Source organism: Williamsia deligens, from assembly GCF_024171765.1.
Lineage (GTDB): Bacteria > Actinomycetota > Actinomycetes > Mycobacteriales > Mycobacteriaceae > Williamsia_A > Williamsia_A deligens.
In genome coordinates this window covers 1,235,144-1,258,941 of sequence record NZ_JAMTCI010000001.1, presented here as the reverse complement: position 1 = coordinate 1,258,941, position 23,798 = coordinate 1,235,144, and the positions used below count along the sequence as shown (strand labels likewise).

General features: G+C 69.9%; 27 protein-coding genes and 1 tRNA gene. 19 read left to right on the top strand and 9 right to left on the bottom strand.

The window, feature by feature from the left end; genetic code table 11:
• Window positions 1–124: 124 nt before the first annotated feature.
• Genes LX14_RS06050 through LX14_RS06010 form a run of 9 tightly spaced genes read left to right on the top strand, consistent with a single transcriptional unit; the run spans window position 125 to window position 8,350 of the window.
• Window positions 125–898, top strand: a complete 774-nt coding sequence (locus LX14_RS06050; protein ID WP_253646345.1) for a class I SAM-dependent methyltransferase — start codon at window positions 125–127, stop codon at window positions 896–898.
• A gap of 56 nt (window positions 899–954) precedes the next feature.
• Window positions 955–1,956: an ABC transporter substrate-binding protein gene (locus tag LX14_RS06045; RefSeq protein ID WP_372505256.1), complete on the top strand. Its 1,002-nt coding sequence runs from the start codon at window positions 955–957 to the stop codon at window positions 1,954–1,956.
• Window positions 1,953–3,053 carry an ABC transporter ATP-binding protein gene (locus LX14_RS06040; protein ID WP_253646343.1) on the top strand — a complete coding sequence of 367 codons (1,101 nt, stop codon included), beginning with the start codon at window positions 1,953–1,955 and terminating at the stop codon, window positions 3,051–3,053. The genes LX14_RS06045 and LX14_RS06040 overlap by 4 nt, the downstream gene beginning before the upstream one ends.
• The gene (locus LX14_RS06035; RefSeq protein WP_253646342.1) at window positions 3,050–3,745 is read left to right on the top strand and encodes an ABC transporter permease; all 696 of its coding nucleotides are present in this window, start codon (window positions 3,050–3,052) and stop codon (window positions 3,743–3,745) included. Before LX14_RS06040 ends, LX14_RS06035 begins: the two co-directional genes overlap by 4 nt.
• The gene (locus LX14_RS06030; protein WP_253646341.1) at window positions 3,742–4,473 is read left to right on the top strand and encodes an ABC transporter permease; all 732 of its coding nucleotides are present in this window, start codon (window positions 3,742–3,744) and stop codon (window positions 4,471–4,473) included. Before LX14_RS06035 ends, LX14_RS06030 begins: the two co-directional genes overlap by 4 nt.
• A 14-nt stretch (window positions 4,474–4,487) precedes the next feature.
• Complete coding sequence (locus LX14_RS06025; protein ID WP_253646340.1) at window positions 4,488–5,720, top strand: DUF6986 family protein; 1,233 nt, start codon at window positions 4,488–4,490, stop codon at window positions 5,718–5,720.
• On the top strand, window positions 5,717–6,700 hold the full coding sequence (gene alc, locus LX14_RS06020; RefSeq protein ID WP_253646339.1) for an allantoicase: 984 nt from the start codon (window positions 5,717–5,719) through the stop codon (window positions 6,698–6,700). The genes LX14_RS06025 and alc overlap by 4 nt, the downstream gene beginning before the upstream one ends.
• 29 nt (window positions 6,701–6,729) lie before the next feature.
• Complete coding sequence (puuE, locus tag LX14_RS06015) at window positions 6,730–7,653, top strand: allantoinase PuuE (protein WP_253647906.1); 924 nt, start codon at window positions 6,730–6,732, stop codon at window positions 7,651–7,653.
• A 7-nt stretch (window positions 7,654–7,660) separates the two neighbouring features.
• Window positions 7,661–8,350 carry a GntR family transcriptional regulator gene (locus tag LX14_RS06010; RefSeq protein ID WP_253646338.1) on the top strand — a complete coding sequence of 230 codons (690 nt, stop codon included), beginning with the start codon at window positions 7,661–7,663 and terminating at the stop codon, window positions 8,348–8,350.
• A gap of 182 nt (window positions 8,351–8,532) precedes the next feature.
• Here LX14_RS06010 and LX14_RS06005 read toward each other — a convergent pair whose 3' ends face one another.
• Entirely contained in the window at window positions 8,533–8,913 is a 381-nt protein-coding gene (locus tag LX14_RS06005; RefSeq protein ID WP_253646337.1) for a VOC family protein, read from the bottom strand.
• Between the two features lie 96 nt (window positions 8,914–9,009).
• On the opposite strand from LX14_RS06005, the gene LX14_RS06000 reads away from it, so the two are divergent.
• The 3 genes from LX14_RS06000 to LX14_RS05990 are packed head-to-tail and all read left to right on the top strand — an operon-like array spanning window position 9,010 to window position 11,904.
• Window positions 9,010–10,512: an NCS1 family nucleobase:cation symporter-1 gene (locus LX14_RS06000; protein WP_253646336.1), complete on the top strand. Its 1,503-nt coding sequence runs from the start codon at window positions 9,010–9,012 to the stop codon at window positions 10,510–10,512.
• 5 nt (window positions 10,513–10,517) lie between these two features.
• Window positions 10,518–11,339 carry an aspartate/glutamate racemase family protein gene (locus LX14_RS05995; protein ID WP_301283167.1) on the top strand — a complete coding sequence of 274 codons (822 nt, stop codon included), beginning with the start codon at window positions 10,518–10,520 and terminating at the stop codon, window positions 11,337–11,339.
• A complete protein-coding gene (locus LX14_RS05990; protein ID WP_253646335.1) occupies window positions 11,305–11,904 on the top strand; it encodes a putative glycolipid-binding domain-containing protein in 600 nt (199 codons plus the stop codon). The genes LX14_RS05995 and LX14_RS05990 overlap by 35 nt, the downstream gene beginning before the upstream one ends.
• Here LX14_RS05990 and LX14_RS05985 read toward each other — a convergent pair.
• Window positions 11,901–12,893 carry a prephenate dehydrogenase gene (locus LX14_RS05985; RefSeq protein WP_253646334.1) on the bottom strand — a complete coding sequence of 331 codons (993 nt, stop codon included), beginning with the start codon at window positions 12,891–12,893 and terminating at the stop codon, window positions 11,901–11,903. The genes LX14_RS05990 and LX14_RS05985 overlap by 4 nt on opposite strands.
• 80 nt (window positions 12,894–12,973) lie before the next feature.
• On the opposite strand from LX14_RS05985, the gene LX14_RS05980 reads away from it, so the two are divergent.
• The 4 genes from LX14_RS05980 (at window position 12,974) to LX14_RS05965 (ending at window position 14,435) form a co-directional block, all read left to right on the top strand.
• On the top strand, window positions 12,974–13,483 hold the full coding sequence (locus tag LX14_RS05980) for a tRNA adenosine deaminase-associated protein (RefSeq protein WP_253646333.1): 510 nt from the start codon (window positions 12,974–12,976) through the stop codon (window positions 13,481–13,483).
• A 48-nt stretch (window positions 13,484–13,531) separates the two neighbouring features.
• A complete protein-coding gene (locus LX14_RS05975; RefSeq protein ID WP_253647905.1) occupies window positions 13,532–13,969 on the top strand; it encodes a nucleoside deaminase in 438 nt (145 codons plus the stop codon).
• A gap of 99 nt (window positions 13,970–14,068) precedes the next feature.
• Window positions 14,069–14,278: a CsbD family protein gene (locus tag LX14_RS05970; protein WP_253646332.1), complete on the top strand. Its 210-nt coding sequence runs from the start codon at window positions 14,069–14,071 to the stop codon at window positions 14,276–14,278.
• Between the two features lie 66 nt (window positions 14,279–14,344).
• A tRNA-Ser gene (locus LX14_RS05965) sits at window positions 14,345–14,435 on the top strand.
• A gap of 71 nt (window positions 14,436–14,506) precedes the next feature.
• Here LX14_RS05965 and LX14_RS05960 read toward each other — a convergent pair.
• Window positions 14,507–15,007, bottom strand: coding sequence for a hypothetical protein (locus LX14_RS05960; protein WP_253646331.1), 501 nt, complete (start codon window positions 15,005–15,007; stop codon window positions 14,507–14,509).
• An 80-nt stretch (window positions 15,008–15,087) separates the two neighbouring features.
• Here LX14_RS05960 and LX14_RS05955 point away from each other — a divergent pair, with 80 nt between their 5' ends.
• A complete protein-coding gene (locus LX14_RS05955) occupies window positions 15,088–15,567 on the top strand; it encodes a cupin domain-containing protein (protein WP_253646330.1) in 480 nt (159 codons plus the stop codon).
• A gap of 51 nt (window positions 15,568–15,618) precedes the next feature.
• On the top strand, window positions 15,619–16,878 hold the full coding sequence (gene tgt / locus LX14_RS05950) for a tRNA guanosine(34) transglycosylase Tgt (protein WP_253646329.1): 1,260 nt from the start codon (window positions 15,619–15,621) through the stop codon (window positions 16,876–16,878).
• 16 nt (window positions 16,879–16,894) lie between these two features.
• Here tgt and LX14_RS05945 read toward each other — a convergent pair whose 3' ends face one another.
• Complete coding sequence (locus tag LX14_RS05945; RefSeq protein ID WP_253646328.1) at window positions 16,895–17,629, bottom strand: RDD family protein; 735 nt, start codon at window positions 17,627–17,629, stop codon at window positions 16,895–16,897.
• Between the two features lie 195 nt (window positions 17,630–17,824).
• Here LX14_RS05945 and LX14_RS05940 point away from each other — a divergent pair, with 195 nt between their 5' ends.
• Window positions 17,825–18,703: a hypothetical protein gene (locus LX14_RS05940; RefSeq protein ID WP_253646327.1), complete on the top strand. Its 879-nt coding sequence runs from the start codon at window positions 17,825–17,827 to the stop codon at window positions 18,701–18,703.
• A gap of 18 nt (window positions 18,704–18,721) precedes the next feature.
• Here LX14_RS05940 and gluQRS read toward each other — a convergent pair whose 3' ends face one another.
• The 5 genes from gluQRS to LX14_RS05915 all read right to left on the bottom strand — a co-directional run bounded on the left by gluQRS (window position 18,722) and on the right by LX14_RS05915 (window position 23,736).
• A complete protein-coding gene (gene gluQRS / locus LX14_RS05935; RefSeq protein ID WP_253646326.1) occupies window positions 18,722–19,630 on the bottom strand; it encodes a tRNA glutamyl-Q(34) synthetase GluQRS in 909 nt (302 codons plus the stop codon).
• The gene (locus tag LX14_RS20905; RefSeq protein WP_253646325.1) at window positions 19,627–21,312 is read right to left on the bottom strand and encodes an SMP-30/gluconolactonase/LRE family protein; all 1,686 of its coding nucleotides are present in this window, start codon (window positions 21,310–21,312) and stop codon (window positions 19,627–19,629) included. The genes gluQRS and LX14_RS20905 overlap by 4 nt, the downstream gene beginning before the upstream one ends.
• A 76-nt stretch (window positions 21,313–21,388) precedes the next feature.
• Entirely contained in the window at window positions 21,389–22,222 is an 834-nt protein-coding gene (locus LX14_RS05925) for a TIGR03854 family LLM class F420-dependent oxidoreductase (protein ID WP_253646324.1), read from the bottom strand.
• 9 nt (window positions 22,223–22,231) lie between these two features.
• Entirely contained in the window at window positions 22,232–22,672 is a 441-nt protein-coding gene (locus LX14_RS05920) for an NUDIX hydrolase (RefSeq protein ID WP_253646323.1), read from the bottom strand.
• Window positions 22,669–23,736, bottom strand: coding sequence for an ATP-dependent DNA ligase (locus LX14_RS05915; protein WP_253646322.1), 1,068 nt, complete (start codon window positions 23,734–23,736; stop codon window positions 22,669–22,671). The genes LX14_RS05920 and LX14_RS05915 overlap by 4 nt, the downstream gene beginning before the upstream one ends.
• Window positions 23,737–23,798 lie beyond the last annotated feature (62 nt).

Sequence of the window (23,798 nt, the reverse complement as noted above, 5' to 3'; positions counted from 1 at the left end):
CATGCCGACCCGCGCCGTGCTCGGCGCGGGTCGATGCGCAGGGCGCGGGTTCTCACCGCTGAGGATCGGGTCCGACCCGGACGGAAGTGGCCGCCCCGGCGCAGGGCGCCACTAGGCTGACCCCATGTCGCAGACGACGCCGTGGGCGCGAGGACGATACGAATCGGTGGCGACGATGATCGCTCCCGCCGCCGAGGAGCTCGTCGCCCGCGCCGAGGACCTGCGGCCGCTGGCCGGGCTCGATGTCGTCGACCTGGCCTGTGGCACAGGGTCGGTCGCGCGGTCCGCGGTGCGGCGAGGCGCCCGGGTGACCGGCGTCGACCTGACCGCCGAACTGATCGAGATCGCGCGGAACTCCTCGCCCGACGCGATCGGCTGGCTCGTCGCCGACGCGACCGACACCGGTCTGCCCGACGAGAGCGCCGACGTCGTGCTGTCCAACATGGGCATCATCTTCACCGCGGCCGACCCGGTGCTCACCGAGATCACCCGCGTGCTGCGGTCCGGTGGGCTGCTGGGGTTCACCGCGTGGACCCGCGCCGCGCACAACCCGTTCCACGACCCGGTGGTCGAGGTCCTCGGTGACGCACCGGCGGGGCAGCCGGGTCCGGACGCATGGGGTGACGCCGAGACCGTCCACGCGCGCCTGGCCGACGGGTTCCACACCGTGGAGGTGGATCCGCGCGTGCACACGTGGCGATTCGCCTCCGTCGACGCCGCGCTGCACTTCATCTCGCGCGAGTCGCCGGTCCATGTCGATCTGCTCGCTCGGGTCGACGAGGTGCAACGCGACCGTCTGCTCACCGCATTCGAGGCGGTCATGACCACCCACAGCGACTCCGACGGGACGGTCGCGTTCGACTCGCCCTACGTCGTCGTCACCGCCACCGTCCGGTAGGCACGGCGACCTGCGTCGTATTCGAAGGCGCACGCGGTGTCGGTGGGTGGTGTTGTATGGATCGGGTGCGTGAGCCCCGGAGCCGTCGACGGCGTGGTCGTCTCGTCCTCGCCGTCGTCCTGACGGTCGCAGCCGTGGTCCTCGCCGGCTGCTTCGACCCGCTCGACCGGGCCGGCGACCGTGACCCGGACCCCAACCACATCGTCGTCGGATCCGGCGGCGTCCTGGAAGCGCAGATCATCGGTCAGATCTACATCGATGCGCTGAAGGCCAACGGGTTCCAGGTGACCGACCAGCTCAACTCCGGTACCCGGGAGCGGTACGTCCCCGCGTTGAAGGCGGGCGACATCGACCTCACGCCCGACTTCATCGGCAACCTGCTCTACTACCTCGCCGCGAACAACCCCGCGGTGTCCGCGGAGCGCGCCGAGACGATCTCGGCCATCACCGGACTGCAGCAGATCGAGGCCGCGATGCCCGAGGCGCTCGGACCGGATCTCGCGATCGGTGCGCCGGCGCCGGGATCCGACTCCGACAGCGTCACGGTCACCGCCGACACCGCCCGTCGGTACAGCCTGAAGTCCATCGGTGACCTCGCCGCGCTCTCCCAGCGGCAGACGGTGACGTTCATGGCCAACAGCGAGTTCGCGACGCGGTCCGTCGGCGTGCCGGGTCTCGAGAAGAACTACGGCCTGCGCGTCGAGTTCCGCCCCAACAACGACTCGGGTGGCCAGGCCACCATCAACGAGCTCACCTCGGGCCGGGTGACCGCCGCCGACATCTACACGACGACGCCGGCGATCACGACCGAGAACCTCGTGGTGCTCGAGGACCCGAAGAACAACTTCCCCGCCAACAACGTGGTGCCCCTGATCGCGAAGGAGAAGGCGTCGCCGCGACTGCTCGGAGTGCTGGACGCCGTCTCCGCGAAACTGACGGTCACCGAGCTGCGGGACCTGAACTACGCCGTGTCCGGGCCGCGCAAACTCGAGGTCGAACAGGCGGCGTCGGAATGGGTCGACAAGTGGAACCTGAACGAGAAGATCGGAACACGATGATCACCTTCGAGTCGGTGACCAAGACCTACCCCGACGGGACCACCGCCGTCGACACCCTCGACCTGTCCATCGAACAGGGATCGTTCACCGCGTTCGTCGGGCCGTCGGGATGTGGCAAGACCACCTCGATGCGGATGATCAACCGGATGATCACGCCGACCAGCGGGACGATCCGCGTCGACGGGGACGACATCTCCGGGGTCGACCCGGTGACGCTGCGGCGGGGGATCGGCTACGTCATCCAGAGTGCCGGCCTCATGCCGCACCAGCGCATCGTCGACAACGTCGCGACCGTGCCGGTGCTGCAGGGTGTCTCACGGAAGAAGGCGCGGTCCGCGGCGATGGAGCTGCTGGAGCGCGTCGGGCTCGACGCGAACCTCGCCACCCGGTACCCGGCGCAGCTCTCGGGTGGTCAGCAGCAGCGTGTCGGTGTGGCCCGGGCGCTCGCCGCGGACCCCGCGATCCTGCTGATGGACGAACCCTTCAGCGCCGTCGATCCCGTGGTCCGTGAGGACCTGCAGAACGAGATGCTGCGGCTGCAGGGCGAACTGCGCAAGACCATCGTCTTCGTCACCCACGACATCGACGAGGCGGTCAAGCTCGCCGATCGCATCGCGATCTTCGGTGCCGGCGGCAAGCTGCACCAGTACGACACCCCCGAACGCCTGCTCGCGGCACCGTCGGACGACTTCGTCGCCGGTTTCGTCGGCCGCGACCGGGGATACCGGTTGCTGCAGTTCACCTCCGGGCAGGAGATCCCGATGGAACCGCTGGTCCCCGTCACCGAGTCGGAGATCGACGAGCTCCGTCTCGGTGAGGACGACTGGCGCCTCGTCCTCGACGGCGAGCGACGCCCGTTCGGCTGGGTCGACGCGGCCGGGGTGACCGTCCACCGAGGCGGTGCCGGCCTCTACGAGAGTTGTTCGGCCGGTGGATCGCTCTTCGTCGAGGGTGGCACCGCGCGGCAGGCACTCGACGCCGCGCTGTCGTCCCCGTCCGGCGTCGGGGTGGTCGTGGATGCCGCCGGTGTGGTGACCGGCGGGCTGCGCGCCGCCGGGGTGCTGTCGGTGATCGAACGCGAGCGGACCTCGTCGTGAACTACCTGATCGACCACTTCGACAAGGTGTGGGCGCTGACGGGGGAACACCTCAAGCTGGCGCTCATCCCGATCGTCGTCGCACTGGTCATCGCCATCCCGCTCGGCCTGGCCGTCCACCGGTCGGCACTCGCGCGGCGGATCACCGTCGTCGTCGGGTCCATCCTGTTCACCGTCCCGTCGATCGCGCTGTTCATCGTGCTGCCGTCGCTGATCGGCACGAGCATCCTCTCCGACCTGAACGTCATCGTGGCGTTGGCGCTCTACGCAACCGCCCTGCTGGTGCGGTCGGTGCCCGAGGCGCTCGACGCGGTTCCGGCCGCGTCTCTCGACGCCGCGACGGCGGTCGGGTACAAGCCGTGGGAACGGATCGTGAGAGTGCAGTTTCCGCTGGCCATCCCGGTCCTCGTGGCCGCGATCCGCGTCGTGTCGGTCACGAACATCTCGCTGGTGTCGGTCGGTTCGGTGATCGGTTTCGGTGGGCTGGGCAAGCTATTCACCGAGGGCTACAGCCGGAACTACACCGACGAGATCATCGCGGGCATCATCGCCACCGTCGTGCTGGCGCTGGTGATCGACGTGATCCTGGTCCTGCTCGGCCGGGCCGCCACCCCGTGGACCCGTGCGACGCCGACGCCCAGCCGCTTCCGTCGTCGACAGGCCCGTGTCGTGGCGAAGGGGGCGGGCGCATGAGCGGGATCGCCTCGCAGACATGGTCGTATCTCACGACCGGTACGAACTGGACGGGCACCGCCGACGTCGACGGGCTCGGTCTGCTCATCGGACAACACCTGCAGTACACGGTGATCGCGGTCGTCGTCGCCGCGGTGATCGCGGTCCCGCTGGGACTGATTGTCGGACACACCGGGCGTGGCGAGGTGGTCATCGTGGGGCTCGTCAACGTGGTGCGATCACTGCCGACGCTCGGACTGCTGTTGCTGTTCGTGTTGTGGATGGGACTGGGGCTGACGCCCACGATCATCGCGTTGATCCTGCTGGCCATCCCGCCGTTGTTGGCCGGCGCCTACTCGGGTGTGGCCAACGTCGATCGTGTCGTCGTCGACGCCTCCCGCGCGATGGGGCTGCGGGAGTGGCAGATCCTGCTCCGGGTGGAACTGCCGAATGCGTTGCCGCTCATCCTCGGCGGGCTGCGCAACGCCACCCTCCAGGTGGTCGCGACCGCGGCCATCGCCGCGTACGCAGGACTGGGCGGACTGGGCCGCCCCATCTTCGACGGGCTCGCGACCTACGACTACGCACCGATGATCGCGGGATCCATCCTGGTGACGCTGCTGGCCCTCGTCCTCGACTCGATCCTGGCCGGTCTGGTGTGGGTGGCCGCTCCGGGCACCGGTCGGCTGCGCCGCGTGCCATCGCTCGACACGACGCCGTCGAGCGCGGGTGCCGCGGCGCGCGTCTGACACGATCTCGTCCCATGGTGCACACACCGATTCCCGACGAGGGCCGCGCCCGCGTGGAGCGTCTGCTCGCCGAGGCGGATGCCGAACTCGCCCGCCACTACCCGGGGGACCGGCGTGACGGCCAGCCCGTCCACACCGTCTACGTGACCGCCGATCTCGCGTCCCCGCAGACCCCGCGGTCCTGGGGGACGCGAGCGCGGGCGCTGCTCACCGAACACCGTTCCGCGGTCGCATCGCTCGACCCCGCTGTCGACGTCGAGCTGATCGACACCATCCTCGATGAGCGCCCCGTGCAGGATCTGCGCATCGACTTCGAGGACGGCTACGGCGATCGCGGGGACGACGCCGAGGACGCCGACGCCGCCCGCGCCGGCGCCACGCTGCGGGCGTGGGCGGACGACCCGTCGGGCCCGTTCTCCCTCGGGGTCCGCGCCAAGGGACTGGGTCCCGCCGAGCGGCGTCGGGGCATCCGCACTCTCGAGATCGTCCTCGACGCAGCGGGCGGTGTCCCCGACGGTTTCGTGTTCACCGTGCCCAAGCTGCGGTCGGTGCGGCAGGTCGACGGCGTCGTGGCCCTGTGCGAGGAGCTCGAACGGGCGCACGGCCTCGGCGACCACTCCCTGCGTTTCGAACTGCAGATCGAGAGCCCGCAGGCGGTCGTCGGACACGACGGCACGGCGACTCTGGCGCGGGCCATCGCGGCGTCGGAGGGTCGGTGCACCGGGTTGCACTACGGCACCTACGATTACAGCGCCGCGTGTGGCATCGCCGCCCGGCACCAGTCCCTGGACCACCCCGTCGCCGACCACGCGAAAGCGGTGATGACCGCCGCGGCGGCGCAGACCGGTGTGTGGGTGTCCGACGGGTCGACACAGGTGGTCCCCGAGGGTGACACCGACGTGGTGCTGACCGCACTCAACCGCCACTTCCGCCTGGTCACGCGATCACTGCAGCGGGGCATCTACCAAGGATGGGACATGCACCCCGGCCACCTGGTGACCCGCTGGGCGGCGACCACCGCCTTCTTCCGCTCGGCGTTGCCCCCGGCCGCCCGTCGCCTGGAGTCCTACCTGGCACGGCTGGGCGGATCGGTCGTCGACGAACCCGCGACAGCCGAGGCGCTCGCCGCGGTGGTCCTGCGGGGCGTCGACAGCGGCGCCGTCGCCGAATCCGAGATCGTCGCGCTCGCGCCGCGCTGCACCGTCGAGACGCTGCGCGGACTGCTGCGATACTCGGGCGCATCATGAGTGACGACCACGTGTTCCGCACCCTGCCCGACCTCGCCCTGCGCTCCCTCGGCGGCGCGGTGATCTGGGCGAACGACGAGTTCTTCGCCGAGCGGGAGAACCTCGTCAAGTCCGGTCCGGCCGGCTACTCCGCCGCGACGTTCGGCCACAAGGGCCAGGTCTACGACGGGTGGGAGACGCGCCGTCGCCGGTCCACCGGTGTCGACGAGGCCATCGTCCGGCTCGGTGCACCGGGGATCGTCCACGGAGTCGTCGTCGACACCGCCTGGTTCAAGGGCAACTATCCGCCCGAGGTGTCCGTCGAGGGCGCATCCGTCGACGGTCATCCGAGTGTCGACGAGGTCCGCGCGGCCGAGTGGGTGACGCTGGTCCCGCGGTCCCGGGTGCGGGGCGACACCAAGAACGACTTCGACGTCGAACCCGGCCCCCGTGTGACCCACGTGAAACTGACGATGCACCCCGACGGTGGCGTCGCCCGCCTCCGCGTGCACGGGATCGCGCGCCCCGACGTGACCTATCTCGACGCCGGTCCCGTCGACCTCGCGGCGATCGAGAACGGCGCGCGCGTCACCGACTGCTCCAACATGTTCTACAGCTCGCCGCAGAACCTCCTCCTGCCCGGCGTCGCGCGCTCCATGGGTGACGGCTGGGAGACGGCGCGTCGTCGTGACGACGGCAACGACTGGGTGCAGATCGCCCTGGCCGCGGAGGGCGTCCCGACGTTGATCGAGCTGGACACGTCCTACTTCCTCGGCAACGCTCCCGGCGCGGCTCGCGTGCAGGGCCGGTCGGCGGACGGGGAGTGGGTGGAGCTCCTGCCCCGGACGGATCTGCATCCCGACACGCGGCATCGTTTCGTGGTGACGGACGGGGTGCCCATCACCGAGCTGCGCGTCGACGCGTATCCCGACGGCGGGATGGCCCGGATCCGGTTGTGGGGCAGCCTCACCGAGGCGGGCAGAGCGGAGCTCGCGTCGTGACAAGCGGCCGCGACGCCTACCCGCGGGACATGGTGGGGTACGGACGGACCCCACCGGATCCGCAGTGGCCCGACGGTGCTCGGATCGCCGTGCAGTTCGTCCTGAACTACGAGGAGGGCGCGGAGAACAACCCACTGCACGGGGACCCCGCGTCGGAGACGTTCCTGTCGGAGATGATCGGAGCGCAGGCGTTCCCGAACCGGCACATGAGCATGGAGTCGTTGTACGAGTACGGGTCTCGCGCCGGTCTCTGGCGGGTCCTGCGGGTGTTCGAGCGCCGCGGATGGCCGATCACGATCTTCGCGGTCGCGCGGGCGATGCAGCGCAATCCCGAGGCGGTGGCCGCGTTCGCCGAACTGGGCCACGAGATCGCCAGTCACGGGCTGTGGTGGAAGTCGTACCAGCAGGTCGACGAGGTCACCGAGCGCGCCGACATGCAGGCAGCGGTGGAGGTGCTGACGGAGCTGACAGGGTCGGCGCCGGTCGGCTGGTACACCGGCCGTGACTCCCCGAACACCCGCCGGCTCGTCGTCGAGCACGGAGGGTTCGAGTACGACTCCGACTCCTACGCCGACGATCTGCCGTACTGGACGACGGTGACGACGTCCTCCGGGGCCCATGATCACCTCGTCGTGCCGTACACGCTCGACACCAACGACATGCGTTATGCGTCGCCGGGTGGGTTCCCCACCGGCGAACAGTTCTTCGCCCATCTGCGAGACGCCTTCGACGTGTTGTACGCAGAGGGTGAGCGGGGTGCGCCGAAGATGTTGTCGGTGGGTCTGCACTGCCGCATCGCCGGTCGACCTGCGAGAACCGCGGCGCTGGAACGGTTCTGCGACCACGTCGCTGCGCATGACCGGGTGTGGGTGACCCGCAGGGTCGACATCGCGCGACACTGGCGCGCGACACATCCGCCGACGTCGAGCGGACAGTCCGCCACGGCGGGATGATGGCCGGATGCTGGGTCCACCGCAGGAACGTCTGATCGCAGCGCTGCCCCGCGCCGACGGCGGGGTGTCGCAGGCCGCGATTCTGGACGCGGTGCGCACCGTCATCCTCGACGGCGTCGCGCCGCCCGGCACACCCATCCCCGTCGACACGGTCGCCGCGCACTTCGGGGTCAGTCGCATACCCGTCCGCGAGGCGCTGAAGACGCTCGTGGGGGAGGGGATCGTCGACCACCGCGCGAACGGTGGCTACTCGATCGCCCGACTGACCGCCGCCGAGCTCGCCGAGCTCTATCTCGTCCGCGGTGCGCTGGAGACGGCGGCGCACGGCATCGCGCTGCCGGCCGCCTGCGCCGACGACGATGCGCAGGCGCAGTCGGCGTACATCGCACTCGATCGCGCGGTGCTCGCCGACGACGTCACCGGCTACCACCAGGAGAGCCGCGCATTCCACCTCGCGCTGGTACGTCCCTGTCGGATGCAGCGACTGCTGCACGTCCTCGAGTCCACGTGGAACATCACCGAGCCGGGCCGGCCGATGTGGCAGCTACCGGTCACCGAGCGCGTCGCATTGCACCTCGGTCACGCCGACATGCTGTCGGCCTTCCTCGCCCGAGACGCCGACGCCCTGGCAGCGGCGACCACCGAACACAACGACCGCCTCCGCGCCGCCATCGCGACCTCCCAGGGACCCGCCTGACAGCTCACCGGGTTCGCTGTCGAAAACCGCGTCCTGAGGTCATGTCGTGGTCATTGTGTCCACGGCGGCTGCTGTCAGCGCGCGTTCCGGACTGAAATCGGTCAGAAACGTCCGTCATACGTGAGCAGAGGGCAATGCTCCCTCTGCGCGCGTAGAGCGGACGATTGTGACGGGGAGTTCCATCATGTCTTCGGGATCCGGGCGCGCAGGAGGCAGAACTCGTTGCCCTCGGGGTCTGTCAGGACATGCCAGGACTCGTCGCCGGTCTGTCCGACGTCGGCGCGACGTGCGCCGAGCCCGAGGAGGCGCTCCAGTTCGGCGTCCTGATCCCGGTCCGTCGGGCTCACGTCGATGTGGAGCCGTGGCTTCGCCGGTTCCGGCGACGGATGCGGGCTGAGGATGATGGTGGGTGCGACCCCACCGAAACCCTCGCGAGGGCCGATCTCGACGGACCCGTCGCCCGGTCGGTCGAGCACGACGTGGTCGAGGACTGCGCACCAGAACGTCGCGAGCACCTCGGGATCCCGGCACTCGAGGACCAGTTCGCTCAGTCGACACGCCATGACGCCCACCTCCACATCTCGGCGGCCCGCGGAGAGCCGGTGAAGATATATCTTGCGAGCAACGGGGCGGAAACAGAAGGCGAATATTTTCCCCTCATGACGACGACACCCGTCCCCGCCGCGGCGGTCAGCACGGCCGAGCTGGGCTATCACGCCCGCCTCACCAACGACGATCTCAAGCCGCTCGTCCCACAGACGTGGTCGAGCTACAACATCTTCGCCTTCTGGATGTCGGACGTGCACAGCGTCGGCGGGTACGTCACCGCCGGAAGCCTGTTCGCGCTCGGCCTCACCAGTTGGCAGGTGCTCGTCGCCCTCGTGGTGGGCATCATCATCGTCAACGTCTTCGCCAACCTGGTGGCCCGGCCGTCGCAGGTCGCCGGGGTGCCCTACCCGGTGATCTGTCGAGCCGCGTTCGGGGTGCTCGGCGCGAACCTCCCCGCCGTGATCCGCGGATTGATCGCGGTGGCCTGGTACGGAATCCAGACCTACCTGGCCTCGAACGCGTTCGTCGTCCTCGGGCTCAAGCTGTGGCCGTCGCTCGCGCCGTGGGCCGATGTCGACCAACACGGGCTCCTCGGTCTGTCGGCTCTCGGCTGGGGTGCCTTCGCGATCATGTGGGTGTTGCAGGCTCTGGTGTTCTGGCGCGGCATGGAGGCGATCCGCAAGTTCATCGACTTCTGCGGTCCCGCCGTGTATCTCGTCATGCTGGTGCTCGCGGTCTACCTCGTCACCAAGGCCGGATGGTCGAACATCAGCCTGAACCTCGGGTCGGTCGAGTACTCCGGGTGGTCCGCGGTCCCGGTCATGCTCGGCGCGATCGCCCTCGTGGTCTCGTACTTCTCGGGACCGATGCTGAACTTCGGTGACTTCTCGCGGTACGCCAAGTCGATGTCGGCGGTGCGGACGGGCAACTTCCTCGGCCTGCCCATCAACTTCCTGTTCTTCTCGCTGCTCACCGTCATCACCGCGTCGGCGACGCTGCCCGTCTACGGGAAGCTCATCACCGATCCCGTCGAGACGGTCGCCCAGATGGACAGCGTCGTCGCGGTCGTCCTGGGTCTGCTCACCTTCATCGTCGCCACGATCGGCATCAACATCGTCGCGAACTTCGTCTCGCCCGCATTCGACTTCTCCCACGTGAACCCGCAGAAGATCAGTTGGCGTGCCGGCGGGATGATCGCCGCCGTCGGGTCGGTCCTCATCACCCCGTGGAACCTCTACAACAACCCCGATGTCATCCACTACACGCTGGAGACGTTGGGCGCCTTCATCGGACCGCTGTTCGGTGTCCTCATCGCGGACTACTACATCGTCCGCAAGCAGGTCGTCGACGTCGACGCCCTGTTCTCCATGGAGGAGGACAAGCCGTACTGGTACTCCAAGGGCGTGAACCCGGCGGCGGTGGCCGCGACCATCATCGGTGCGGTGGTCGCCGTCATCCCGGTCATCACCAAGGCACACCCGTTCGGCATGCACATCTGGGGCATGGCCGGCGCCGCCCAGTACTCCTGGTTCATCGGTGTGGCCGTGGGTCTGCTCGTCTATCTGGCCCTCTCGACCACACGTCGTCGCCAGTACGCGGCGATGGCACGCTGAGAAGCATGCGCATCGCCGTCGTCAACCCGAACACCACCGTCGCGATGACGGAGGTCGCGGCGGCCGCCGCGCGGTCGGTGGCCGCGCCCGGGACCGAGATCGTCGGGGTCACCTCGACGATGGGCCCGGCGTCCATCGAGAGCCACTACGACGAGGCCCTCGCCGTCCCCGGTCTGCTCGCGGCGATCGCCGAGGGCGAACGCACCGGGATCGACGGGTACGTCGTGTCCTGCTTCGGTGACCCCGGGCTCGACGCCGCACGGGAACTGGCGTCGGGACCGGTGGTCGGGATCGCCGAGGCGGCCATGCGGACCGCGGCCTACCTCGGGCGTGGCTTCAGTGTGGTGACGACCCTCGGGCGGACCAGCGGCCGCGCCGCCGACCTCGCCGAGCACTACGGACTGCACCGGTTCTGCCGCGGCATCCACGCCTGCGAGATCCCGGTGTTGGACCTCGAGACCGACCCTGCGGCGTACCAGCTGATCGCCGACTCCTGCCGGATAGCGGTCGCCCAGGACGACTCCGACGCGATCGTGCTCGGGTGCGCGGGGATGGCGGCCATGTGCGCCGACCTCACCGCCGACCTCGGCGTCCCCGTCGTCGACGGGGTCTGCGCCGCGACGCTCACGGTGCAGTCGTTGGTCACGATGGGCCTCTCGACCGGGAAACTGGCCGAGTTCGCCCGGCCGCTGCCCAAGAGCTACTCCGGGGTCCTGTCGGACTTCACCGTGACCGACGACGGATCCCGCGATCGATTCCCCGCCGACCCGGGGGTTCGCTTACCGTGGTCGGGTGAACAGCCCACAGGTGAAGCCAGCAGCCTCTGACGACCGGAAAACCGTTCTCACCTGGAGCGGTACCGACGGCTCGACCAGGCTGGAGCAGGCCCGCGTGCAGGTGTCCGGATCGCGAGTGAAGGCTTACGGCCAGATCGTCTCGGCGGCGGGCGAGCACCCCGCGTTCAACGTCAACTACGACTTCGTCACCGACGACGCCGGTGTCACCCGACGCCTTGCCGTGCACCTGATCCGCGAGTCCGGCGAGTCGCATGTGTCGATCACCCGGGACGGCGAGAGCACCTGGCTGATCCAGACCGCGCAGGGCACCGAACGCGGTGACTTCGGCGGGGCCCAGGACGTCGACCTGGTGCTCAGCCCCCTGTTCAACGCCATGCCGATCCGTCGGCTCCAGCTGCACCGCACGGCGAGCGACGCGGTCGACGTCCCGCTGGTCTATCTGCGCCTGCCCGAGGGCACGGTCGAGCCGGTCGTCACGCGGTACTCCTCCGACGACTCGGGTGTCTCCGTGCAGTCGCCGGTCGGGAACGTCACCCTGACCACCGACAGCGCCGGTTTCGTCGTCGACTACCCCGGGCTCGCGACGCGCGTCTAGGCGGGTGCGCCCGTCCAGACCCGTCCGAGGTGGGCCTGCCGGCGGAGTTCGGCGGCCCACCCGGGCGCACCGACGGTGACGTCGACGATCGGTTGCGGGCCGGCCGCACGCATGTCCTCCCAGCGCCGACGGGCCCGATGTCCGTCGTCGACGGTTGTGGCGACACTGCCGGAGTCGCGGAGATCGTCGCGGGCGGCGACGAGCCTGTCGATGGCCTCCGACAGCAGTGTGACGACCGCGGGTCGGTTGGCCTCGATCATGGCGCGCTGCAGGTCCACCGCGGTCCCGGCGACGCGCGTCCCGTCACGGAAGCTCCCCGCGGCCAGTCGGAGCGCGAGGTCGCCGGGCCCGGCGCCGATCGCCGCCGTCACCGCCGCGGTCAGGTGGGGGACGTGGGAGATCGCGGCCACCAGCAGGTCGTGATCGGCGGTCGCGACGGGCACCACCCGGGCGCCGACGGTCACCGCGACATCTGCCACGGCCGACCAGGTGGCCGGGTCGGAGTGGTCGTCGCAGCAGACCACCCACGGGGCGTCGACGAACAGCGCGGGATCGGTCGCGTCCCACCCGGACTCGGAGGTGCCGGCCATCGGGTGGCCACCCACGTACCGCGCGGACAACCCGTGACGGTCGACCGCGGCGGCGACGGCGTCCTTGACGCTGACGACGTCGGTGAGGGCGCATCGGGGGGCGTGCTGGGCGACCGCGTCGAGGATGTCGTCGACGACGGTGGTCGGGGTGGCGAGGACTATCAGCGCGTCCGCCTCGGACGCGCGGGCGAGCACGGCGGCGAGGTCAGCGTCGGCCTCATACCCTGCCGCGGTCGCGGCAGCGACGGTCGCCGCGGAACGGTTCCAGCCGAAACACGGCCGGCCGGCGTCGGCCAGCGCTCGCAGCAGTGATCCGCCGATCAGTCCGAGGCCCAGAACGCACACCGGGATCGAGGCGTGCGGGTCGCGCGGCGACGCCGGCTCCCGTGGTGCAGTCATGGGGCCAGCGTTCCATACGCTGCGGCGACTGTGTCCGTGGTGAGTTGGGTAGAACCGGGGACAGGACTACGGTGTCGCACATGGCTGGAGCGGACGACGACGACCTCGACGGCTTCGCCGTCGCGGTGGTGCGCGAGGAGGGCAAGTGGTCGGTGACCGCGATGGAACCCGACGCGTTGACCGGCCTGAAGGACGCCGAGAAGAGTCTGCGTGACATGCGCAGCGCGGGCGCTGTTTTCGGCCTCCTCGATGTCGACGACGAGTTCTTCGTCGTCATCCGTCCGGGGCCGTCGCGATCGCGGTTGCTGGTCTCCGACGCCACCGCCGCCATCGACTACGACATCGCCGCCGACGTCCTGGACGCCCTCAACGTCGACGTCCCCGATTTCGACTCCGACGACCTCGACGACGTCGACCCGTGGGAGGAAGGCGACCTCGGGGTCCTCGCGGATCTCGGCCTCCCCGACTCGGTGATGAGCGTGATCGTCGGCGACACCGATCTGTACGCCGACGAGCAGATCGGCATGATCGCCGCGCGCCTCGGGTTCGCCGACGAGCTCTCGGCCGTGCTCGACCGCCTCGGGCACTGACCCATCGCCGTGACCCTGGACCGCGGCCCGGCCGGGTTGGCGGCGGCGATGGGCGAGGCGCTGGCGGCGGCGAGAACGTCGGGGCCGCAGGATGTCCCGGTCGGCGCGGTGGTCTTCGGGCCCGACGGGGACGAGCTGTCGCGGAGCGGGAACGCCCGCGAGCTCGCCGGTGACCCGACCGCACATGCCGAGATCCTCGCCCTGCGGGCCGCTGCCGCCGCTCACGGTGACGGCTGGCGTCTCGAGGGCTGCACCATCGTCGTGACCCTGGAGCCGTGCGTCATGTGTGCCGGCGCGATCGTCGCCGCCCGTGTGGGTCGGGTGGTGTTCGGGGCATGGGAGCCCAAGACGGGTGCGGTCGGATCGCAGTGGGATCTGGTGCGTGACCGCCGCGTGAACCACCGTCCGGAGGTGGTCGGTGGGGTCCGTGAGGCCGACTGTGTCCGGCTCGTTACCCAATTCTTCGTCGGACAACGATCGGATTGAGATGAGCGCAACGGGTGGGCGGGACCGTTGGCGGGTGACAGTGTGGGTCCGGGACGTCGACGACGTCTGCACACACATCGATCGAAGGGGAGTGCACCCATGGGTCTCGCAGATGACGCCAAGAACAAGGCCGAGGATCTGAAGGGTCGCGGCAAGGAAGCCGCCGGCAGCGTCACGGGTGACGATCAGCTGAAGTCGGAGGGCAAGGGCGACCAGGCCAGCGCCGACATCAAGCAGAAGGCCACCGACGCCGCCGACGCGGTCAAGGGCAAGATCGACGACGTCAAGGACAAGCTGACCGGCCACTGACCGGTTCGGCCGCTCGCTGAGCAGCCGATTCAGAGGCGACCGGCCGCCTGAGGTACAGTCACCGACGGTGGCGTGTCCGAGCGGCCGAAGGTGCAGCACTCGAAATGCTGTGTGCGGTAACCCCGTACCGGGGGTTCAAATCCCCCCGCCACCGCCAGATGTCTCCCCGTCCCGGATCCCGGGGCGGGGATTCGTCGTCTCCGGGGTCGTCGTCCCCCGTCGGTCGGGCTACTGCGGCAGGAAGCCGAAGGCGGCGTCACCCCGGGTGCACTTCGCGAGCACACCGGTGGTCTGCGACGGCCCGCAGCTCCAGCCGCCGACGTCCTGGTTGCGTCCGGTGGAGATCAGCGGGCCGAAACGGCGGGCGACCGGCATGACGGTCCCGCAGTCGGTGGCACCGCTCAGGATCACCACGCGCAGCGCACCCTCGGGACCGTTGGCGGTGTCGCAGCGGGTGCCGTCGACGGTCGGCTCCTCCTTGGAGGCGGGGATCGACGTCGCGGCCGGCAGTCGCGGTCCCGGGACTGCCTGAGCACTCGGATCGGTGCTGGTGGGGGCCTCGATCGCGGTCGATTCGGCGGATGCCGGGGATGACGCGGTGGCCGCCGACGATGTCGACGACACCGTGCCCGCGACCTCACCGGAGTCCGAACCGCACCCCGCGAGCAGCAGGCCGGCGGCGACGGCGGCGAGGGACAGGACGGGGAGACGCATCGAGGGGACAGCCATGGTCGCCACCGTAGCGAATCGTGATGTCCGCTCCGCCCGTTCACCGTCGCGGGGACCCGGTGCGGCGCTACTCTGCGCCGATGCAGACCAGTGCAGCTCGAATCCGCGTCCTCGCATCACGCGTCCTGCTCGTCGCGGCATGTGGTGCGGGCATCGCCTCGACGACGCTGCCTGCGGCGTCCGCCACGCCGAGTGCCGGCATCACCGCCCAGACGCTCGCCGCCGCCGACATCCCGGCGGGGCTCCTGCCGTTCATCTCGGGTCCGGGCACCGCGACGGCGCGCCGCATCACCATCGCGCCGGGCGGCACCACGGGCTGGCACTTCCACGACGGGCGGATCGTCGGGATCGTCGAGTCGGGAACCCTCACCCACCCCGGTGCCGACTGCAAGCCCGTCACCTACCGGGCGGGGCAGTTGATCATCGAGCCCGAGGGCAAGGCGAACACCCACCGAGGTCAGAACCTCACCGACAAGCCGGTGGTGCTCGACGTCGTCTATCTCCTGCCCAAGGGTGCCCCGTTCTTCGAGGACGCCGCAGCGCCGCCCTGCGACCGGTGACGCCTCTGACCCGTCCCCGCGGGTCACGTCGTCGCCTGGGATGATTTCCCGGTGACGTCCACACCCTTCACGCCGGGCACGCAGCTGCCCGGCACCCGCGGGCGCACCGGCGTCATCCACACCGCGCACGGGGACATCGCGACCCCTGCCTTCGTGCCCGTCGGCACCAAGGCGTCCGTCAAGACGGTGCTGCCCGAGTCTGTCGCCGAGCTCGGTGCCCAGGCCGTGCTCGCCAACGCGTATCACCTCTACCTGCAGCCCGGACCCGACATCGTCGATGCCGCAGGCGGTCTCGGCGCGTTCATGAACTGGCCCGGCCCCACCTTCACCGACAGCGGTGGGTTCCAGGTGATGTCCCTGGGTGCCGGGTTCAAGAAGGTCATCTCGATGGACGTCTCCGGGCAAGAGGACGACGCCGTCATCGCGCCCGGGAAGGAGCGGCTGGCGCGTGTCGACGACGACGGCGTCACCTTCAAGTCGCACCTGGACGGGTCGACACACCGGTTCACCCCCGAGGTGTCGATGCGGATCCAGCACCAGCTCGGCGCCGACATCATCTTCGCGTTCGACGAACTCACCACGCTGATGAACACCCGTGGGTACCAGGAGACGTCGGTGGAACGGACCCGGTTGTGGGCGGAGCGGTGTCTCGCCGAACACAACCGTCAGTCGGTCGAGCGCGCTCACCGGCCGCCGCAGGCGCTGTGGGGTGTGGTGCAGGGTGCGCAGTACGAGGATCTCCGTCGCAGTGCCACACGGGGTCTCGTCGAGCTGCACCGACGCGACATCGCCGACGGCGGACGGGGATTCGGCGGGTACGGCATCGGCGGAGCGCTCGAGAAGGTCAACCTGGGGACCATCGTCGGCTGGGTCGTCGACGAGCTGCCGGACGAGGCACCCCGCCACCTGCTGGGGATCAGCGAGCCCGACGACATCTTCACCGCCGTGGAGAACGGCGCCGACACCTTCGACTGCGTCTCGCCGTCACGGGTGGCGCGCAACGGCGCGGTCTACACCTTCGACGGCCGCGTGAACATCACCAACAGCAGGTTCCGCGCCGACTTCGCGCCCATCGAGCCCGAGCTCACCAACTACTCGAGCGCGTACACCCGGGCCTACATCCACCACCTGTTCCGGGCGAAGGAGGGACTCGCCTCGACGCTGTGCACCATCCACAACGAACACTTCATCGTCACCCTGGTGAACCGCGTACGCGCGGCGATCGAGGACGGCACCTACACCGATTTCCGCGACGCGTTCCTCGCCCGGTACTACGCCGGCCGGCCCGCGGAGGCGGACCGGCCGGAGTAGTCGAGGCGATCTGGCGTCAGGCGCGGATGACGCGCGTGCCACCCGCGAACTTGTCGTGGAAACCCTGCTTGTTCTGGTCGTTGGCGATCGTGACGCCGAGCGCGATGAACACCGCGAGGGTCACCAGTCCGACGAGGCCGGACAGGATGAAGGTGAAGTTCAGCAGCGCCGAGACGAAGCCGAGCAGCATGAACGCGTTGCGACGGATCGCCACGTCCTGCGTAGGCAGGCCGCCGTCAGGCCCGACTGTGCGCAGCGACATGATGCGCTTGCCGAGCGTCGCGCCGTTGCGGGACTCCAGCAGCACGAAGTAGGCGAACCCGGCCAGGCTGAGGATCAGCGCGACGATGTAACCGACGACCCAGCCGCCGACCGCGGCGGCGATGCCCTCGATGATCGCGACCGGGATACCGACGATGAGGCCGTCGAGGATGCGCGCCACCAGTCGTAGACCGGCGCCGGCGGGCTGACCGGAGGTCGAGTAGATGCCCTGCTCGTTCGGGGCTCCGTACTGACCGGGCGGAGGGGGCGGGTAGTTGCCCTGGGCCGGCGGCGGGTAGCTGCCCTGCGGGGGCGGGTACGCACCCGGCGGCGGGTAGCTCGCCTGCTGGCCGCCCTTGCCGAGATCTGGCCCCTGGCCGTACTGGGGTGCCTGCCCGTACTGGGGCGTCTGGCCGTACTGGGGGGACTGCCCGTACCCGGGGTCCTGCCCTTCGGGGTTCTGGCCCGGGTACTGCTGCGGTCCGGTCATCTCGGGGTCCTCTCCTGTGTCCGACGCGGTCACGGCGGATCGGACGTCAGTCTAAAACAGGCAGATCGGGCGCGACCGTGTCTCGGACGACGCCGACGTGCAGCGCATGAGCCATGTCGTCGGAGACCGCCCGCCGGGACCGCGGACCCCATACGCTCAGCTCCGACCGGACGACCCGCCCGCGGAGGAGCGACGATGACCCAGCCACCCGAGGATCCGCTGCGCAAGCATCCCGACGACGGGCAGTCGGGCTACCCGCCCCCGCCCGGCGCATACCCACCTCCGGGGTCGTATCCACCTCCTCAGGGGTCGTACCCTCCGCCCGGCGCATATCCGCCGCCGCCGAGTGGCTACCCGCCGCCTCCTCAGTACGGGCAGGGATCGGCGTTCCCGCCGCCGCAGCCACCGGGCCTGCAGACACCGCCGCAGTTCTCCATCGGGTCGGCCCTGTCCTACGGCTGGAGCAAGTTCAGCGGCAACGTCGGCAGCTGGCTGCTGATCGCGTTGGTGTCGGTGCTGGTGAACGTGGTCATCAACCTGGCGTTCCGCGGGTTCAGCACCGATGACCTGACCACGACGACGTCGGCCCTGAGCATCGTCGGCTCGATCGTGTCCTTCGTGGTGGGCGTGCTGTTCCAGGCCGCCTACATCCGGGGTGCGCTCGACGAGTGCGACGGGCGCAAGCCGAACCTCGGCGCCTTCTTCCGGTTCCAGAACCTGGGGGCCGTCTTCGGGCTGGTGATCGTGGTCGGTCTGGTCGTCGGCATCGGGTTCGTGCTCCTGATCATCCCGGGCCTCGTGCTGCTCTATCTGACCTGGTACGCGCTCACCTTCGCGATCGATCGCAACGACGGATTCGGTGCGGCGTTCTCGAACACGTTCCGGCTGACGACCCAGCACTTCGGGCAGCTGTTCCCGCTGGCGATCGTCTGCTTCCTGCTCAACGTGGTCGGCGCGGTCCTGTGCCTGGTCGGGCTGTTGGTGACGATCCCCGTCACCCTCATCGCCGGCACCTACGCCTACCGCGTGCTCACCGGTGGCGTGGTGTCCCCGGCGAAGAACACCCAGGCCTGACCTCCGGTCCCGTCGGCCTCAGAGCAGGTCGACGGGATCGAGGATCCACGGTCCGGCGGGGATCTTCGACGGGTCGAAGCGCGCCAGAAGCGTTGCGGGGTCGGGGGTCTCCGACCCGTCGCCGAGACCCAGCGATCCGGCCAACTGCGCGCGGACCCGCTCGGCGGACACCCCGACAGACGCCAGGGTGGTCAGGGTGACCGCGCCGTCCCGCTTCGCCAACCGCGTCCCGAAGGTGTTGAGCACCAGCGGGACATGGGCGTAGGTCGGCACCGGCAGTCCGAGCACCTGCGCGAGGTACGCCTGCCGTGGTGTCGAACTCAGCAGGTCGTCGGCGCGAACCACCTGATCGACGCCGCTGTCCGCGTCGTCGACGACCACGGCGAGGTTGTACGCCGCCACGCCGTCCCCACGGCGCAACACGAAGTCGTCGACGACGCCGGTGAACGTCCCGCACAGCTCGTCCTGCACGGTGAACTCAGTGATGTCCGACCGCAACCGGATCGCGGGGGGTCGGCCCGACTCGCGGCGTTCCGCCCGCTCGCCCTCGTCGAGATCGCGACAGGTCCCCGGGTAGGCGCCCGGCGGCGAGTGCGGCGCACGCGGTGCGGCGAGGATCTCCTTGCGGGTGCAGAAGCACTCGAACGTCATCCCCGCGGTGTCGAGTCCGTCGATCACCTCGTCGTAGCGTGATCGCCGCTGGGACTGCACAACCGGGTCACCGTCGAAGTCGAGACCGATGGCGGTGAGATCCGCGACCTGTCGGTCGGCCACCTCCGACGAGCTGCGGTCGTCGAGGTCCTCGATGCGCAGCAGGAACGAGCGTCCGGTGTGGCGCGCGAAGAGCCACGCCAACAACGCCGTTCGCAGGTTGCCGACGTGGAGATCGCCCGACGGTGACGGGGCGAACCGTCCGGCGCCGGTCACCGCGATCCCGTCAGGTCGATCGCGAGCATTGCCTCGGTGAACACGCTCGCGATGAACAGCGTCCCGTCGACCTCGACGGCCCCGGTCGCGGTGTGGAAGTCGGGATGCGTGCCGTGGACCTCGTCGACGATGTCGCCGTTCGGGTCGACGGCCACGGCCCACACCGTGTGATCCGGCTCGGGGCGCAGCCTCTCGGGCATGCGCCACGCGAGATGCGACAGCAGCCGCGGCGCGGTGCCGAGCATGTCGAGCGCGGCCATCCGCGGGTTGGTCAGCGGGATCCACGCACGCCCTTCGCGGAACGCGGACATGTTGTCGGGGTATCCGGGTAGCCCCGCGGTCACCGCGTCGAAGGCACCAGCTCGTGGGCCGGACAACGCCATCCGGTTCACCCGGAGAGCGGCTGTCTCGACGACGAGCAGCGCGTCGGCATCCGGTGTGCGCGTGACGCCGTTGGCGAACCACAGGTCGTCGCGGATCACGGTCACGATCCCGTCGGGCGTCCGCCGGAGAAGGCGCCCCGATGGGCGGTTCTCCATCATCGATCCGCGGTGGTGCTCGAAGTCGAAGCGCGTGGTCGACTCGGTGAACCAGATCGTCCCGTCGGGCAGCGTCGTCGCGTTCGAGCAGAACCGGAGTGGGCGGGAGTCGACGAACCGCGTCAGGGTGACGAGCTCGCCGGTGGACAGGTCGAGGCGGAGCAACCCGCAGTGTGCGTCGCAGATGAGAAGTGTGTCGTCCTCGCGATGTTCGAGCCCCAGGGGTCGACCGCCGGTGGACGCGAGGGTCTCCACCGCGAAGGTCGTCGGATCGATGCGCAGGATGGCACCACCGTCGACGCCGCACAGCAGCTGCCCGGCACCGTCCACGACGACGTCTTCGGCGAACCCGCCGGGCACACGGATGACGCGGGCGGACCGTAGTCGGCGCGGCGTGCCGACCTCCGGGCGCGCGTCAGGCCGGCGGGGTCGCGGGTCGAGGGAGGGCTTGGCCACCGGACCCCGCTGCGGGAGCAGCGGTCGGCCGTCCTCGCGCACGATCTGCGTCGACAGGACCGGTCGGGTGCGGAGCTCGGTCGCCATCTGCGCGAGCCCGGTGGACTCGGTCACGGCGTCGAGTGCGTCCACGGCGGAGGCGACATCGCGCGCCGCGACCACGACGACGAGATCGCCGAGGACAGAACCCCCGTGCCGCGTGTCGGCGAGGTGCGCACGGACACCACGGACACCGGGTGCGACGGACAGTGCGGGCACGACGGCATCGCGCAGGGTCACCAGCAGGTCCGCCCGGGCGACCTCGTGGAGCAGCGAGAGCGTCAGAACAGCGCGACCGCCCACCGTCGCCTCGGAGCGGACGACGAGGGCGTCGCCCCGGGTGGTCACCAGACCGGCGGTGGGGGATCGGGCCTCGAGGGGGCCCCGGGAGAGGTCGGCCAGGTCGAGGCCGGTGCGCGCCGGCGCCAGGATCTCGACGAGGACGAGCTCGCCGTCGTCGAGATGGTGGATGCTGACGTCGTCGACATCGGCGAGGCGGGCGATGCGCTGCACGTACGACTCGACCAACCACTGCCGGTCACCCGCACCCGACACCGGCGACCACCACTCCATGGCCACGGCGCCGGAGGCGGAACGGACGGCGGGACGCCACGAGACCTGTACCGCTGTCCCCTCACGACGACTCACGAGCCGAGTCTAGGGATCGCTCACGCGCGCACTGTCGCCCCGCCGCCGATGTCCCGGACGAGTGCCGCGCGCACGGTCACGTCTGACGGGGCAGGAGCTCTCCGACGAAGCGGTCGACGAAGGACGTCGTGTCACCGCCCGCCGGGATGATGACGAACTTGCTGAGGCCCGCAGCGATGTGGTCGTCGATCATCCGATGCAATGCGGGCCAGTCGGTGGCGACGAGTTCGCGCGGGTCCGCGTCGGGTCGCTGCGCCCCGGCGCGGCGCATCACCTCGTCGGGATGGGCACCATCGGCGACCAGCAGGGTGATGCCGAAGTGGTCGTCGTCCACGTGGCGGCCGGCTGCTGCTGCCGCGTCACGGATGGCGGCGACACCGGCCTCGGTCTCGGCGGGGGTGAGGAAGCTGCCGAGCCACCCGTCGCCGAGGGCTCCGATCCGGCGGAACGCCGCAGGCGCCCGTCCCCCGAGCCAGATGTCCAGGGAGCCGGGTGTCCCCTGGCGGATGTCATCGCTGTCGAGCGCTGCGCGCAGCTGACGAAGCGACTCGTCGAAGATGTCGCCACGCCGGCCCGCGACGGGGAACAGCTCGCGTTCGCGGGGGTTGCCGGGTTGGAGGCCGAACACCGGCAGTACCCGGCGAGGGGCCAACGCCGCCAACGACATCAGTTGCTTGGCGACGAGCGCCGGTTGTCGCCCGGGCAGGACCGCGACCGACGTCCCGACCTTCAGCCGCCTCGTCCGCGACGCCGCGTACGCCATGCCGACGAACGGGTCGACCGCGGGCGAATAGACCAGCTCCGAGAACCACAGCGAGTCGACGCCCTCGTCCTCGAGTCGGTCGACGAATCCCGGGAGCTCGCCGGGCTCGACCTCGCCGCCGAGCCCGATGCCGAACCGTGTGCTCATCGGTTCTTCCTACACCTGGTCGGTGCGTCCGAGGCTGACGTCGAGATCGGTCAGCGCTTCGGGGACCAGCCGTCCGTCGTCGATGCCGGGCCTCCACCACCAGGCGATCTCGTGGGGTGCGTCGAGGATCGGGAAGCGGTCGCGGTCGTGCAGACCGGTGTCGTCGACGGTGGTGCGGAAGGCGAAGACGATCTCGTGGCCGGTGACGCCGTCCACGTCGAAGATGCTCTCGAACACGCCGAGCAGTTCCGCCTCCCGGACGCCGACACCGAGTTCCTCGCGCAGCTCCCGGTCGAGCGCGGTGCGGGCGGACTCCCCGAACTCGATGCCGCCGCCCACGGGCCGGACGCGCGGGTCGTCACTGTCCATTCCGTGGCCTGTCACCAGCACCGCGCCGTCGGCGGGGCGCCGGATGAGGGCGAGTGCGATCGGTCGGATGGCGGCGGTCACGTGCCCAATCCGGGGACGATGTCGTCGAGCCGGAAGGTCACGGGCTGCTCGAGCTGCTCGTACGTGCACGAGAGGGGATTGCGGTCGGGACGCCACCGGTTGAACTGCGCGGTGTGCCGGAAGCGTTCGCCCTCCATGTGGTCGTAGCGGACCTCGACGACGCGCTCGGGTCGCAGTGGCACGAACGACAGGTCCTTGCCCGAGTTCCACCGCGATCCCGCGTTCCGGCCGGGTGTCTGCTGGCCGGCCTCGGTCGCGGCCCAGTTCCAGGGGTGGTCGTCGAAGCTGGTCACCAGGGGCTGCAGCTCCTCGAACAGGCTGCGTCGCTTGGCCATCGGGAAGGCGCCGATCACGCCGACCGAGGCGAGCGACCCGCTGTCGGTGTAGAGCCCGAGCATCAGCGACCCGATCGCGTCCGGCCCGGACTTGTGGACGCGGTAGCCGGCGACGACGCAGTCGGCGGTGCGCTCGTGTTTCACCTTGAACATCACGCGCTTGTCGGGCTGGTAGGTGACGTCGAAGGGTTTGGCGATCACCCCGTCGAGGCCGGCGCCCTCGAAGTCGGAGAACCAGGTCTGCGCCACGTCGGCGTCGGTGGTGGCCGGGGTGACATTGAAGGTGGGGCCGACACCGTCGAGGGCCTCGACCAACGCGGCGCGACGTTCGGTGAAGGGTCGCGACGTGTAGTCCTCGTCGCCGAGGGCGAGGAGGTCGAAGGCGATGAACGCCGCGGGCGTCTTCTCCGAGAGCATGCGCACGCGGGAGTCGGCGGGGTGGATGCGTTGCTGCAGGGCCTCGAAGTCCAGTCCGTGGTCGGTGGCGACGACGATCTCGCCGTCGATGACGCACCGGTCGGGGAGTTCGGCGAGCGCGGCGGCGACCACCTCGGGGAAGTAGCGCGTGAGCGGGCGCTCGTTGCGGCTGCCGAGTTCGACGTCGTCGCCGTCGCGGAAGCAGATGCTGCGGAACCCATCCCACTTCGGTTCGTACGACGCCGCCGGCGGCATCGACTTCACCGGCTTGGCCAGCATCGGCGAGACCGGGGGCATCACGGGGAGGTCCACCGGACCATTGTGGCGCACCGGCACGGCGCAGCGGTGCCCGATCCGACGGTGACGCGGATAGC